At 68.6% G+C, this 13,507-nt stretch carries 10 protein-coding genes; 1 reads left to right on the top strand and 9 read right to left on the bottom strand.

Features of this window, described 5'->3' with window-relative positions; genetic code table 11:
- Positions 1-63 precede the first annotated feature (63 nt).
- The 4 genes from AC1U89_RS17200 to AC1U89_RS17215 form a co-directional block, all read right to left on the bottom strand.
- Positions 64-336: a hypothetical protein gene (locus tag AC1U89_RS17200; protein ID WP_479900894.1), complete on the bottom strand. Its 273-nt coding sequence runs from the start codon at positions 334-336 to the stop codon at positions 64-66.
- A 130-nt stretch (positions 337-466) separates the two neighbouring features.
- Positions 467-1,618, bottom strand: a complete 1,152-nt coding sequence (dnaJ, locus tag AC1U89_RS17205; protein ID WP_479900895.1) for a molecular chaperone DnaJ — start codon at positions 1,616-1,618, stop codon at positions 467-469.
- Between the two features lie 139 nt (positions 1,619-1,757).
- Entirely contained in the window at positions 1,758-3,656 is a 1,899-nt protein-coding gene (gene dnaK / locus AC1U89_RS17210) for a molecular chaperone DnaK (RefSeq protein ID WP_479900896.1), read from the bottom strand.
- 408 nt (positions 3,657-4,064) lie between these two features.
- On the bottom strand, positions 4,065-6,686 hold the full coding sequence (locus AC1U89_RS17215) for a M1 family metallopeptidase (protein WP_479900897.1): 2,622 nt from the start codon (positions 6,684-6,686) through the stop codon (positions 4,065-4,067).
- A 125-nt stretch (positions 6,687-6,811) separates the two neighbouring features.
- On the opposite strand from AC1U89_RS17215, the gene AC1U89_RS17220 reads away from it, so the two are divergent.
- On the top strand, positions 6,812-7,432 hold the full coding sequence (locus AC1U89_RS17220; protein WP_479900898.1) for an alpha-ketoglutarate-dependent dioxygenase AlkB: 621 nt from the start codon (positions 6,812-6,814) through the stop codon (positions 7,430-7,432).
- Between the two features lie 172 nt (positions 7,433-7,604).
- Here the strand turns inward: AC1U89_RS17220 and dnaA are convergent, their stop codons facing one another.
- The 5 genes from dnaA to mutM form a co-directional block, all read right to left on the bottom strand.
- The gene (dnaA, locus tag AC1U89_RS17225) at positions 7,605-9,083 is read right to left on the bottom strand and encodes a chromosomal replication initiator protein DnaA (RefSeq protein WP_479900899.1); all 1,479 of its coding nucleotides are present in this window, start codon (positions 9,081-9,083) and stop codon (positions 7,605-7,607) included.
- Positions 9,084-9,500: 417 nt separating this feature from the next.
- Positions 9,501-9,776 carry a 30S ribosomal protein S20 gene (rpsT, locus tag AC1U89_RS17230; RefSeq protein ID WP_291879514.1) on the bottom strand — a complete coding sequence of 92 codons (276 nt, stop codon included), beginning with the start codon at positions 9,774-9,776 and terminating at the stop codon, positions 9,501-9,503.
- Positions 9,777-9,914: 138 nt separating this feature from the next.
- Positions 9,915-10,703, bottom strand: coding sequence for an enoyl-CoA hydratase (locus AC1U89_RS17235; RefSeq protein WP_479900900.1), 789 nt, complete (start codon positions 10,701-10,703; stop codon positions 9,915-9,917).
- 95 nt (positions 10,704-10,798) lie between these two features.
- Entirely contained in the window at positions 10,799-12,424 is a 1,626-nt protein-coding gene (locus AC1U89_RS17240) for a hypothetical protein (protein ID WP_479900901.1), read from the bottom strand.
- 194 nt (positions 12,425-12,618) lie between these two features.
- On the bottom strand, positions 12,619-13,497 hold the full coding sequence (gene mutM, locus AC1U89_RS17245; RefSeq protein ID WP_479900902.1) for a bifunctional DNA-formamidopyrimidine glycosylase/DNA-(apurinic or apyrimidinic site) lyase: 879 nt from the start codon (positions 13,495-13,497) through the stop codon (positions 12,619-12,621).
- Positions 13,498-13,507 lie beyond the last annotated feature (10 nt).

Raw genomic sequence — 13,507 nt, forward strand, 5'->3', positions numbered from 1 at the left:
CTTTCGGCCCATGGGCGGCGCGGAGGGGTGACGGCCGCCGCGCGCGCGGCGGCCGTCGAAAGCCTAGGCGGCTTTCTGCAGCTTCTTCATCTTCTGGAGCGGCAGGGCCTTGGGCATGCGGTTCGCCACGCACTGCTCGTCGCCGGTCTTGATGCAGCCGTTGTAGACGCAGTTGGCGATGTAGTTGTCGACGCAGGCCCACCATTCCGTGGTGCCGCGCGTGTAGTACGGATCGCAGAACCACCAGGCCTGCTGCTGGCAATAGGTGGGCGCGGCGACGACCGGCGCGCTGACCATGGACATGCCCGCGGCCAGGCTGACGGCGACACCGAACAACGCCAATTTCCGACGAATCTTCACTGAACAACCCCTTTGGCAATGCGCCGAATGCGCACGCCATGGGAGTATGCATCTTCAGGTTTTGCAACCCGAATTTGTATTCCGAAAGTCGATCGCGCCCGTTGCGCTAGCTGCCCGTCACTTCTTCCCAGAAGCGCTTGGCCTTGCCGACGAAGTTGGCCGACTTGGGGTTCTGCTTCTCGCCGCACAGGCCGGCCAGCTCCTGCAGGAGCTCCTTCTGACGGGCGGACAGGTGGGTCGGGGTCTCGACGAACAGCTCGACCACCAGGTCGCCGCGCTGGCGGCTGCGCAGCGAGGGCATGCCGCGGCCCTTGAGGCGGACGGTCTTGCCGGTCTGCGAGCCTTCCGGGACCTTGACGGTCTGGCGGCTGCTGCCGTCGCAGTTCTCGCCGCCCAGCAGGCAGGGGGCCTCGATCTCGCCGCCCAGGGCGGCCACGGTCATCGGCACCGGCACGGTGCAGAGGAGGTCCAGGCCGTCGCGCTCGAACAGCTCGTGCGGGATCACCGACAGGAACAGGTACAGGTCGCCGCGCGGACCGCCGCGGGCCCCCGCGTCGCCTTCGCCGGCCAGGCGGATGCGGGCGCCGTCATCGACGCCGGCGGGGATGCGCACCGACAGCACGCGCTCGCGGCGCACCTGGCCGTGGCCGTGGCAGCTCTGGCAGGGGTCCAGGACCAGGCGGCCCGAACCGCCGCAGCGGGGGCAGGCGCGCTCGACCGCGAAGAAACCCTGGGTGGCCCGCACGCGGCCGGCGCCGCCGCACGAGCCGCAGACCGTCGGGCTGGTGCCGGGCTTGGCGCCCGAGCCGTCGCAGACCTCGCAGGTGATGGCGGCCGGAACCTTGATCTCGACCTCGGCGCCCGCATAGGCCTGCTCGAGGGTGATCTCCAGGTCGTAGCGCAGGTCCTGGCCGCGCTGGGGACCGTTCGACTGGCGACGGCCGCCGCCGAACATCTCGCCGAACACGTCGCCGAAAACGTCGTTGAAGATATCGCTGGCGTCGGCGCCGCCGAAGCCGCCGGGCCCGCCCTGCGGACCGTTCACCCCGGCATGGCCGAAGCGGTCATAGGCAGCGCGCTTCTGCGCGTCCGAAAGCACCGAATAGGCTTCGTTGATTTCCTTGAACCGCGAGGATGCGTTCTCGCAACCGCCGTTGCGGTCAGGATGGTGCTCCATCGCCATCTTGCGGAAGGCGGCCTTGAGGGCGGCGTCATCGCAGCCACGGGCCACGCCCAGGACTTCGTAATAGTCGCGCATCGTCAGGGTCGATCACTAGCCATGTTGGAATAGGAGGTGGGAGCGCTCCCGCCCGGCCGCAAGCGGCAGGCGGGAGCCTTGTCCCCGAAGGTGGGGGCGGAGGGAACCGAAGTCACGCGCACCGCCCCGCGACCCATGGTCACGCCGACGGCTTGGAGTCGTCGACTTCTTCGAATTCGGCGTCGACGACGCCGTCATCGGCGGCGGCTTCGTCACCGCCTTCAGCGCCGCCCTGCTGGGCGTTGTACATCGCCTCGCCGAGCTTCATCGACGCCTGGATCAGGGCCTGGGTCTTGGCCTGGATAGCCTCGACGTCTTCGCCTTCCAGCGCCGACTTCAGGTCGGTCAGGCCGGTCTCGATCGCGGTCTTCTCGGCCGCGCCGACCTTGTCGCCGTGCTCGGCCAGGGCCTTCTCGGTCGAGTGCACGATGGCCTCGCCCTGGTTCTTGGCCTCGACCAGCGCCTTCTTCTTCTCGTCCGACGCCTTGTTGGCCTCGGCTTCCTTGACCATGCGCTCGATGTCCGCGTCCGAGAGGCCGCCGTTGGCCTGGATGCGGATCGAGTGCTCCTTGTTGGTCGCCTTGTCCTTGGCGTGGACGTTGACGATGCCGTTGGCGTCGATGTCGAAGGTGACCTCGATCTGCGGCACGCCGCGCGGCGCCGGCGGGATGCCCTGCAGGTCGAACTGACCCAGGAACTTGTTGTCGACGGCCATCGGACGCTCGCCCTGGAAGGCGCGGATCGTCACGGCCGACTGGTTGTCGTCGGCGGTCGAGAAGGTCTGCGAGCGCTTGGTCGGGATGGTGGTGTTGCGCTCGATCAGCGGGGTGAACACGCCGCCCAGGGTCTCGATGCCCAGGGTGAGCGGGGTCACGTCCAGCAGCAGCACGTCCTTGACGTCGCCTTGCAGCACGCCGGCCTGGACGGCGGCGCCCAGGGCCACGACTTCATCGGGGTTCACGCCCTTGTGGGGTTCGCGGCCGAAGAAGTCCTGCACGGCTTGCTGCACCTTGGGCATGCGGCTCATGCCGCCGACCAGGATGACTTCGTCGATGTCGCTCTTCTTCAGGCCGGCGTCCTTGAGGGCCTGTTCGCACGGACCGATGGTCCGGGTGATCAGGTCTTCGACCAGGGCTTCCAGCTTGGAGCGCGACAGCTTGATGTTCAGGTGCAGCGGACCCGACGCGTTCATCGAGATGAAGGGCAGGTTCACTTCGTACTGAGCGGTCGACGACAGCTCCTTCTTGGCTTTTTCGGCCTCTTCGCGCAGGCGCTGGAGGGCCAGCTTGTCCTTGCGCAGGTCGACGCCCTGTTCCTTCTTGAACTCGTCGGCCAGGTAGTCGACGACGCGCAGGTCGAAATCCTCGCCGCCCAGGAAGGTGTCGCCGTTGGTCGACTTCACTTCGAAGACGCCGTCGCCGATCTCCAGGATCGAGACGTCGAAGGTGCCGCCGCCCAGGTCGTAGACGGCGATCTTCTTGCCGTCGTTCTTTTCCAGGCCGTAGGCCAGGGCCGCCGCGGTCGGCTCGTTGATGATGCGCAGGACCTCAAGGCCGGCGATCTTGCCGGCGTCCTTGGTGGCCTGACGCTGGGCGTCGTTGAAATAGGCCGGGACGGTGATGACCGCCTTGGTCACCGGCTCGCCCAGGTGGGTCTCGGCGGCTTCCTTCATCTTCTGAAGGATGAAGGCCGAGACTTCCTGCGGGCTGTAGTCCTTGCCGTGGGCCTTGACCCAGGCGTCGCCGGTCGGGCCCTTGACGATTTCGTAGGGCACCATGCCCTTGTCTTTTTCCACCACCGGGTCGCTGGCGTTGCGGCCGATCAGGCGCTTGATCGCGAACAGCGTGTTGGTGGGGTTGGTGACGGCCTGGCGCTTGGCGGGTTGGCCGACAAGGCGCTCGCCGTCTTCGAGGAAGGCGACGACCGAGGGGGTGGTGCGAGCGCCTTCGGCGTTCTCGATCACCTTCGGGGTCTTACCGTCCATGATGGCCACGCACGAGTTCGTGGTGCCAAGGTCGATACCGATAATCTTGCTCATGTTGAGACCTGCAGCTCCTGATTGGCGGACGGCGGTGACAAGGGCCTTAAGGCAAGCGCCCCGGTTTTTCTCGAGCCGTCCCCGTCTGGTCGCGTTCTAACGGTTGATCCAAATCCTCGCCCTCCAGACGGCGTCTACACAACGACGTACGAAGGGAAAGCGTTCGTTCAATCGAAGTTGACGAGCCCGTCAACCCCGCTTCGAAAGCCGATATGGGGGATAGGCGCCAGCCTGCAAGCCCAATCCCGCAGCGAATGAAGGGGAATCTTGACCTGCGACGAAATGGGCCGCGCTCGAAAAAGCGCGGCCCTTCCGCCAGATAGACGACGAGAGCGGCCCGAAAGCCTCACCTCGCGTTCGCTGAATCCGCTCAGGGACCGTGTTCGCCCCCGGCGTTTCCAAGGGTTTTCAGCCCTTCTTGGCGACCCAGGCGGTGATCGCCGGCAGGGCGGCCTTGCGCGACTTGATGCGGTCGGTGATCGAGGCCACCGACTTTTCCGCCTCGCCGCGCGAACCGGCCGGCAGGTTGGCCTCGGCATAGGCGCGGACCTTGCCGATCATGGCCGGATCGGCCGAGCGGCGCGCCAGGCCCGGGATGAACTTGGTGGCCGAGGCCGCGTCGACCTTGCCGTTCACCGCGTCCTTGTGGGCGACGGAGAAGTCGAAGGCCAGGTCCGGGTGCAGCACCGAGACGCGCGAGATCATGTTGGCCGCCAGGGTCTCGCTGGGCTCGCCGCTGATGGCCAGGTCCAGGGCCTTGGCCGCCAGGGCCTCGTCCTGCACCGAGGCCAGCTGGGTGTAGAGCTGGTCGCGGATCAGCGGGGTCTTCTCGGCCTTGGCCTGTTCGCGCAGGGCGTCCCAGGCGGCCGCGTCGGCGTTGCGGCCGATCGAGGCCAGGATCGCCTTGCGCAGCGGACCGGGCACGGCGGTCGGATCGGTCTTGTCGGCGGCGTAGCGACGCTTGGCCTCGGCGATCACCGTCGGGTCGCCCAGGATGCTGAGGGCGTTGATCAGGGTGGTGCGCAGGGTGGCGACAGGGGCGGCTTCGCCCGGCTGGGCCGTCCAGCCCACCTTCTGGAACACCGGCGCCAGGCGCGCGATGGCCAGCTTGCGGAACGCGGCCCGGTCGGCCGGCGCGCTCTCGTACATGCCGTCGACGTCGGTCAGGACGCCGGCGACCTTGCCCCACACCTGCGGATCGGCGTCGGCCGGGGTGGCCAGGACCAGGTCCAGGGCGTCGGTGACGGCCTGCTGGCCGTTCAGGCCCAGGGCCCAGGCGTCCGAGATCACGCCCAGCTGGTCGATGGCCGGCAGCTTGGCGAAGCTGGCCGAGACGCCGGCGAAGGCCTTGGGCGTGTAGAGGGTGCGGAAATAGCCGGACTGGCCGGCGTTGACGACCACCGGGCCGCAGCCGGCGACGCTCAGCGAACCCTTGCCGCCGACCACCAGGGTCTTGGCCACGCTGCTGGAGCCGGCGACCTGGGCCGAGACCGGCACGCGCCAGGCCAGGGGGGTCTTGGTCGGCTTGTCGCGGCTGAACTCGCCCTGGGTCAGGGTGACCGGGGTCTTGCCCGCGACGCAGGCGCCGGCGTCGACCGTGATCAGCGGGATGCCCGGCTGCAGGGTGAAGTCGTGGGCGATGGCGGTGATGGGCTTGCCCGCGGCCTTCTCGACCTCGATCCACAGGTCGTCGGTCTGGGTGTTGCCGTGGGCGTGGGCCTTGATGTAGGCGCGCACGCCGGAACGCCAGGCTTCGGGGCCGACATAGCCCTCCAGCATGCGGATGACGGCCTCGCCCTTCTCATAGGTGATGGCGTCGAAGGCCTGGCTGGCCTGGTCGACGGTCTCGACGTGCTGCACCACCGGGTGGGTGGTCGACAGCGAGTCCAGGCCCATGGCGTATTCGCGATTGGCGACCGAGCCCAGCTGGCTGTTCCACTCGGGGTGGAAGTGCTCGGTGGCCCGGCTCTCCATCCACGAGGCGAAGCCCTCGTTCAGCCACAGGTCGTCCCACCACTGCATGGTGACCAGGTCGCCGAACCACTGGTGGGCCATTTCGTGGGCCACGGTGGTGTAGATGTTCTGGCGGTCGCCCTGGGTGGAGATCGCCGGATCGTCCAGCAGGGCGTATTCGAAGTAGAAGATCGCGCCCCAGTTCTCCATGGCGCTGAAGAACTGGCTCTGGCCGGGGGCGGCGATGTGGTCCAGCTTCGGCAGCGGATAGGGCGCGCCGAAATAGTCGTTGTACCACTGCAGGATCGGGCCCGAGGACTTCAGGGCGAAGTCGGCCTTGGCCAGGTCGCCCTTCTTGGTGATCACGCCCATCTCGACGTCGCCGACCTTGGCGGTGGCGCGGTCGAAGTCGCCCAGGCCGAAGAACAGCAGGTAGGTCGACATCTTGGGCGAGGTGGCGAAGGTCACCTTGGACTTGCCGCCGCCCAGATCCTCGGTCTTGGCGATCGGCATGTTGCCGATGGCCATCTGGCCGGTCGGGACGGTCACCTGGACGTCGTAGGTGGCCTTGAAGAACGGCTCGTCCCACGAGGGGATGAAGCGGCGGGCGTCGCTGTTCTCGAACTGGGTGTAGAGCGCCCGCTTCTTGCCCTGGTCGGTGTCGTAGTCCAGCGAGAACAGGCCGGCGGCCTGCTTGTAGATCTTGCCGCTGTAGTCGATGGCCAGGACGTGGGCGCCGGCGCTCACGGGCTTGTCGAAGGTGAAGGTGGCCGTCTGGGCCTCGGCGTCGACGCTGACCTTGGCCGCCCCGACCCCGGCCATCTCGACCTTGGCGAACTCCAGGTCGGCGGCGTGCAGGGTGATGGTGCTGGTCGGCTTGACCACGTCGACGGCGATCTTCACCGAGGCGGTGAAGGTCAGCTTGTCGGCGTCGGGCGTGAAGGCCAGATCATAGTGCGTCGGGACCACGCCGCGCGGCAGCTGGGTGGTGACGGTGGCGGCGGTGACGGCCGACTTGGCGGGAGCGCGGGCGGCGGGGGTCGCGGCCAGGGTCGAACCGGCGGCAAAAACGAGCACGGCGGCAGCCGCGGAAGAGAGAAGTCGACGCATGAACGGCCTTGGATTGCAAAAATTGTTCGGCAGGATGCCCCCGGGCGCAAACCAACACTGTCCCACGGCGTCTGGCGCATTAAATCTCCGTAATGATTAAGCCGATCAGCGTTCTACCGGGTTTCGACCTCTGGCCCGGATTGCTGGATCCTAAGGCCCAGAACGATCTGACGCGCCTGGCCCTGGCGGCCTGCGACGTCGCGCCGCCGGCCCATTACGAGACCGCCTACGGCAAGGCCATGAGCGTGGCGATGACCAGCTTCGGCCCGCTGGGCTGGACCAGCGACAGGACCGGCTACCGCTACGCCGACCGCCATCCGGACACGGGACGGCCCTGGCCGGCCATGCCCCAGGCGCTGCTCGATCTGTGGGCGGAGCTGGGCGATCCGGAGACGCCGCCGGACTCGGCCCTGATCAACCTCTATCGGGGCGACGCCCGCATGGGCCTGCACCAGGACCGCGACGAGGCCGATCCACGCTTCCCGGTGCTGTCGATCTCGCTGGGCGACACGGCGGTGTTCCGGATCGGCGGGACGTCGCGCAAGGACCCGACCAAGTCGCTGCGGCTGTCGTCGGGGGATGTGTGCCGGCTGTCCGGGCCGGCGAGGCTGGCGTTCCATGGCGTGGACCGGATTTTGGCGGGGTCGTCGGGGCTGGTGGCCGGGGGAGGGCGGGTGAACATCACCTTGCGCAGGGCCTCAGCGGCTCACTGACTTGCCCCCACCTGACGGCTTCGCCGTCTGTCCGCGCCGCCGCGCTACCGCACATCTTCCCCCTGTTGGGGGAAGACGACCGCGAAGCGGTCCGTAGGGGGCAAGTGTTCACCGCACCAAAGAAAAGGGCGGCCCTTTCGGACCGCCCTTCATCGTCTCGAAAACCCGAAGCCTAGCCCCGCAGCTTGCGGGTGATGGTCTCCAGGTCCTGGCTCAGGGCCGGGTCCTCGGCGCGCAGGGCCTCGATGCGGCGCACGGCGTGCAGGACGGTGGTGTGGTCGCGGCCGCCGAAGCGACGGCCGATGTCGGGCAGCGAGCGGGTGGTCAGCTGCTTGGCCAGCCACATGGCCGCCTGGCGCGGACGGGCGATGGCGCGGTTGCGGCGCTCGCTGAGCAGGTCGGCCTGCTTCATGCCGTAGTGCTCGGCGGTGGCCTTCTGGATGTCGTCGATGGTGATGCGCTTCTCGCCGGCCCGCAGGTGCGGACGCAGGATCGCCTGCACCTCGTCCAGGGTCAGGCGCGAGACGCCTTCGCCGGCCCGGGCCGACAGGGTGTTCAGCGCGCCTTCCAGCTCGCGGACGCTGTCGGTGAAGCGGTCGGCCAGGAAGTTCATCACTTCGGTGCGCAGGGTCGGGTCGAAGCCGTGCTGGCGCGACAGCGACTGCAGCTTGCGCTCCAGGATGCCGATGCGCAGGGCGCGGTCGGCCGGCTCCAGGCCGCAGACCAGGCCGGCCTGCAGGTGCGAGCGCAGGCGGGCGTCCATCTCGGTCATCGCCGCCGGGGCGCGGTCCGAGGAGAACACCACCCGGCGGCCGTCCTCGACCAGGGCGGTCAGGGTGTGGAACAGCTCTTCCTGGCTGGACTGCTTGCCGGCGATGAAGTGCACGTCGTCGATGATCAGGAGGTCGGCGCCGCGCAGCTCTTCCTTGAAGGCCGTGGTCTGGCGATCCATCACCGCGCGGACGAAGGTCGACAGGAAGCGCTCGGCGGTCAGGTAGACCACGCGCTTGGTCGGGGCCTGGCGCATGGCCTCCCAGGCCAGGGCGTTCAGCAGGTGGGTCTTGCCGAAGCCGTAGGGGCCGTGGAACAGCACCGGATTGAAGTGGCCGTCGGCCCAGCTCGCCACGCGGCGCGCCACGGCGTGGGCGAATTCGTTGGCCGGGCCCGGCACGAAGGTGTCGAAGGTGAAGCGTTCCTGCAGGCCTTGGACCGGCGAAGCCTTGGCGCCGGCCGTCGGGGCCAGGGCGGGCACGTCGCTGGACACCGGCAGCACGATCTCGATCGGCTCGGCCTTGGCTTCATAGGACGCGGGCGCGCTCACGGCGCCGCCGGCGGCTTCGAACTCCAGGCGCGACTTCAGGTCCAGGCGGCGCGAGGTCGGGTCGTTGGCGGCCCACAGTTCGCTGACGCGACGCCACGCGCTGCGGCGGATCCAGTCGCGCGCGATCCCGGTCGGAGTCACCACCACCACGTCGCCGGCCTGGCCTTCGCGCAGGGCGGCGGGCGCGATCCACGACCCGAAGGCGGCGTCACCCAGCTCGCGTTTCAGCACGACGCACACCTTGCTCCAGACGACGCCCGCGGGCTCGCCGGCGACAGAAGAGAACGCAGCCGAAAACTCTTGGGTCACTACCCCGCCTTTGGTCGTCATCGGTCACCGCCTCGATATGTCGTGTCATCCCCGATCGCCGCCCCCCATGGCGCACGACCGCGTCTCAAGCCTTCAATGTCCGGCAGGCACAGGGGGTTGATCGGCGAACGCAAGGGTTCCGCCGCCGCCAGTGATCTCCATGGACTGGAAGAGCGTTGAGACGTTCAAATTAGCCAGCGGCCCGGGCCGGTCAAACGGAAAACTTGAGTCCGTCGGCGGATATTTCTGTTGACTCGACAGACGTCCTCGCGGGCCAAGGGAATGCAATTTCGGAGCCCGACGTTCACCCAACGGAATGTCTCGTGGACAATCTTGAGTTTGAAAAAAGGCAATAGAAAAAGCCGGCCGAGTTTCCTCGACCGGCTTCTCTAAGTCTTTGAATTCGCTAGCCGAACGGCGTTCGGCGAGAATCTTGATTTAGGCAGCGGCCTGATCAAGCTTCTTCAGGCGAGCCGCCAGGCGCGAAACCTTGCGCGAGCCGGTGTTGGGGTGGACGACGCCCTTGGAGACGGCGCGCATCAGTTCCGATTGCGCTTCGATGAACGCGGCCTTGGCGACGTCCTTGTCGCCGGCGGCCAGCGCGTCTTCGAACTTGCGCAGGAAGGTGCGCACGCGCGAGCGGCGAGCGGTGTTCACTTCGGTGCGACGAGCGATCTTGCGGATCGCTTTCTTGGCGCCGGGATTATTGGCCATTAGTTCGGACCTTCAAACGGACAGCCGCGCGGGCGGCCGCGAAGCAGGAGAAATCAAGAGCGCGCGGATATACGGGAACGACCGCCCGGGGTCAATCCACAGACGGGCCAGAATCTCGCGCGCCGGTCAAACGGCCGTTCACGACCCCTTGAACGCCGGTTTCCGCTTCTCGACGAAGGCCGCCATGCCTTCCTTCTGATCGTCGAAGGCGAACAGCGAGTGGAACAGGCGCCGCTCCAGCTGGACGCCCGTGCTGAGCGTCGTCTCGTAGGCGGCGTTGACCAGCTCCTTGTTCATGGCCGTGGCCAGGGGCGACTGGGCGGCGATCTTGGCGGCCACGGCCAGGGCCTCGTCCACCAGGGTGTCGGCCGGGAAGATCCGCGAGACCAGGCCCGCGCGCTCGGCTTCCTCGGCGCCCATCATCCGGCCGGTCAGGATCATGTCCATGGCCTTGGACTTGCCGACCAGGCGGGTCAGGCGCTGGGTGCCGCCGATGCCGGGCGCGACGCCGAGGTTGATCTCGGGCTGGCCGAACTTGGCCGTGTCGGCGGCCAGGATGAAGTCGCACATCATGGCCAGCTCGCAGCCGCCGCCCAGGGCGTAGCCGGCCACTGCGGCGATGATCGGCTTGCGCGTGCCCTCGATGGCCCGCGCCCCGGCCGCGAAGAAGTCGTCCTTGAACATCTGGGCGTAAGACTTGTCGGACATCTCCTTGATGTCGGCTCCGGCCGCGAAGGCCTTGGCCGAGCCCGTCACGACGATGCAGCCCACCGCGTCGTCGGCCTGGGCCGCGGCCAGGGCGGCGGCCAACTCGGTCAGCAGGGCGGTGTTCAGGGCGTTCAGGGCCTCGGGCCGGTTGAGGCGGATCAGGGTCACGCCGGGCGCGCTCTGCGGCGCTTCCACGATCAGGGTTTGATACTCGGCCATCGGCGGTCTCCTCTTGAGCGCCGCCTTTATAGAGGGGCGCGCGGCGTTGGGGAGCCCCGGCTTTGCCGACCCCGGGAGCGGCTGGCTCACCGCCTTCAGGGCCGGACTCGCCGCCGCGCCTCGACCAGCTGCGGCCGTTCGGGCTTGTCCGCCCGCTCGGCCACGGCCAGCAGTTTCTGGAAATAGGCCTTGGCCTTGGCGTCGTCGCCGGCCCGCCTGGCGGCCTCGGCCGCTCCCTGGAGCGACCAGAAGCGGTTGGGCTCCTGGACGAGAGACGCCTCGAACGCCACCAGCGCCTCGGCCGCCCGGCCGCGCTCCAGCAGCATCTCGCCCAGCATCTCGCGAGCCGGCGCCAGCGGGCCGGGCGTGACCGAGGCCAGCTGGGTCTTGTCCTCCAGGTCCGCGGCCGTCCGCATGCCGGCCAGGGCCTCGTCGACATGGCCTTCCTCGAAGGCCAGGATCGCCGCGACCGCCCGCCGCTGGATGTCCGTCTGGCCCGCCCAATAATCCTCGCCCTGCTGGGCCAGCCGGTCATGGATCTGGTCCAGGGACCCGATCGCCGCGCGGGCCCCGGCGCCGTCCTTCAGATGGGCCGCGCCCAGCCCCCGGGCGAAATAGGAGATCGAGTCCGCGTAGGGGAAGCGGCTCGGCGTCGGCTCCAGCGCCGCCGCGCCCGCCCAGTCCCGGCGCTCCAGGGCGTAGCGCGCCGGGATCGCGGCGTGGGCGTAATAGGCGGCGGAGGCCGGCGCCGCGCCGTTGGCGGCGGTCGGATCGAACCGCGAGAAGACCTGGGCGGAGGCTTCGACCAATTGCCCGGCGGCCTTGTCCTGCCCGGTCTGCAGATAGGCGTAGATCATGTAGTCGCTGGCGTGCAGCTCGTCGGCCGGCTGGCCGGCGGCGCGCGCCGAGGCGGCCGAGGCCAGGTTGGTGTCGATCGAGGCCTGCCAGTCGCCGATCCGCGTGAAGGTGTGGGACGGCATGTGCAGGGCGTGCGGCGTCGAGGGCGCGATCTCACCATAACGCCGGGCCGCCTCGGCGGCGCGCGAGGCCAGGGCCGGCTCGTCATAGGCGTGGATGATGTAGTGCGCCAAGCCGGGATGGTCGGGATACTTGGCGAACAGGCCTTCCAGGATCGCGCCGGCCTTCAACTGTTTGGCGTAGGTCTTGTCGGCGGGATCGGCGGCGGCGGCGAGCGCCAGGGCGTAGAAGATGCTGGCTTCGGTGTCCTCGGGATAGTCGGCGGCCACCCGTTCCATCGCCTGCTCGTAGGCCAGGGCCCGGGCCGACTGGTCCAAGCGGCCGGCGTCGACATACAGGTGAGAGACCGCTTCGATATAGGCCTGCTCCCGCTTGGTCCTGGCCCCCAGCGCGCGCCCCGCCTCGACCGCCTTCAGCCCGCGCTCCAGCTGGGCGGGGGATTTGAAGCCGGCGAACGGATTGCCCCAGTTGCTCAGCGCTATGCCCCAATAGGCGATGGCGCAGCCGGGATCGGCCTCGAGCGCGGAGCGATAGCCTTCGATCGCCGGCCCGAACTGGAAGGAATGCATCAGCGCCACCGCCCGGTCGAACCGGGGCTGGGCCGCGGCGCTGCACGAGGTTTCGAACGTGACGCTGCCCAGGCGCTCCATCGCGGCGTGGTCGTGCATGGGCGCCTGGGCCCGTGCGTCGGTCGCGGCCCACGCGGCCAGGAGAGTCGCGGCCAGAACGATCCCAACTCTCATGGCGCCAAGCCTTTCGATGTGACGCGGAGACCATAGCGGGATCGCCCGCCGCTGGAACCCGGGTTCTCGCGGCGTCCGGACAAACCGTCACGCCCACCGACCTTTGCCCCAAGGTTCCCACCGACCTGCCCTGACCTGACCGCTTTCCGGTCGGCAGGAGTAAGCGGTCTCCACCGAAACCTACGAGGAGCCCCTCACACCTGGCACACCGGGCAGAAGAACGTCGACCGGCCCGCCTGGACCTCCCGCGCGATCGTCCCCTTGCAGCCCGGCGTCGGGCAGGGCTGGCCTTCGCGATCGTAGACCCGGAAGCGGTGCTGGAAATAGCCCAGGGCCCCGTCGGCGGCCGCGAAGTCCTTCAGGGACGAACCGCCGACCTCGACCGCCTCGGCCAGCACGTCCTTGATCGCCGTGGTCAGGGGCCCCAGTCGCTTGCCGGCGATCATGCCGGCCGGCTTGAACGGCGAGATGTGGGCCCGGTGCAGGGCCTCGCACACATAGATGTTGCCCAGGCCCGCGACGGTCTTCTGGTCCAGCAGCAGGGTCTTGGGGCCCTGCTTGCGGCCGTTGAACGCCGCGACCAGGGTCTTGGCGTCGAAGGCCTCGGACAGCGGCTCGGGCCCCATGGTCGCGAACCAGGGGTGGCGATCCAGCCGGTCGGTGGCGACCAGGTCCATGAAGCCGAAGCGGCGCGGGTCGTAGTAGGTGACCGTGGCGCCGGCTTCGGTCTCGAAGACCACGTGGGCGTGCTTGTCGTCGGGCGTGACCTGGCGGGCGAAGTCGCCCGGCCTGCCCCTTCTTTCTTGATTTGGGCCCTCCGGGGCGGCGATCTCGAACCGTCCGGTCATGCCCAGGTGCATCACCAGGGTGTCGCCCCGGTCGAGGGGGGCCAGCAGGTACTTGGCCCGGCGGTCCAGGCGCAGGATCTTCGCCCCCGTCAGCCGCTGGACGAAACCTTCGGGCAGAGGGAAGCGCAGGTCGGGGCGGTTGGCGCGCACACGGGCCAGGCGTGCGCCGCTCAGCACGGGCTCGAGGCCCCGGCGCACGGTCTCGACTTCGGGAAGTTCGGGCAAGGACGACCTC

Source organism: Caulobacter sp. 05T431 (assembly GCF_056665975.1).

Coding starts and splice junctions, on each gene's coding strand:
- dnaJ (WP_479900895.1), bottom strand. CDS start 1,618: ATGCGCGACTATTACGAAGTCCTGGGCGTGGCCCGTGGCTGCGATGAC.
- dnaK (WP_479900896.1), bottom strand. CDS start 3,656: ATGAGCAAGATTATCGGTATCGACCTTGGCACCACGAACTCGTGCGTG.
- AC1U89_RS17220 (WP_479900898.1), top strand. CDS start 6,812: ATGATTAAGCCGATCAGCGTTCTACCGGGTTTCGACCTCTGGCCCGGA.
- dnaA (WP_479900899.1), bottom strand. CDS start 9,083: ATGACGACCAAAGGCGGGGTAGTGACCCAAGAGTTTTCGGCTGCGTTC.
- rpsT (WP_291879514.1), bottom strand. CDS start 9,776: ATGGCCAATAATCCCGGCGCCAAGAAAGCGATCCGCAAGATCGCTCGT.
- AC1U89_RS17235 (WP_479900900.1), bottom strand. CDS start 10,703: ATGGCCGAGTATCAAACCCTGATCGTGGAAGCGCCGCAGAGCGCGCCC.
- AC1U89_RS17240 (WP_479900901.1), bottom strand. CDS start 12,424: ATGAGAGTTGGGATCGTTCTGGCCGCGACTCTCCTGGCCGCGTGGGCC.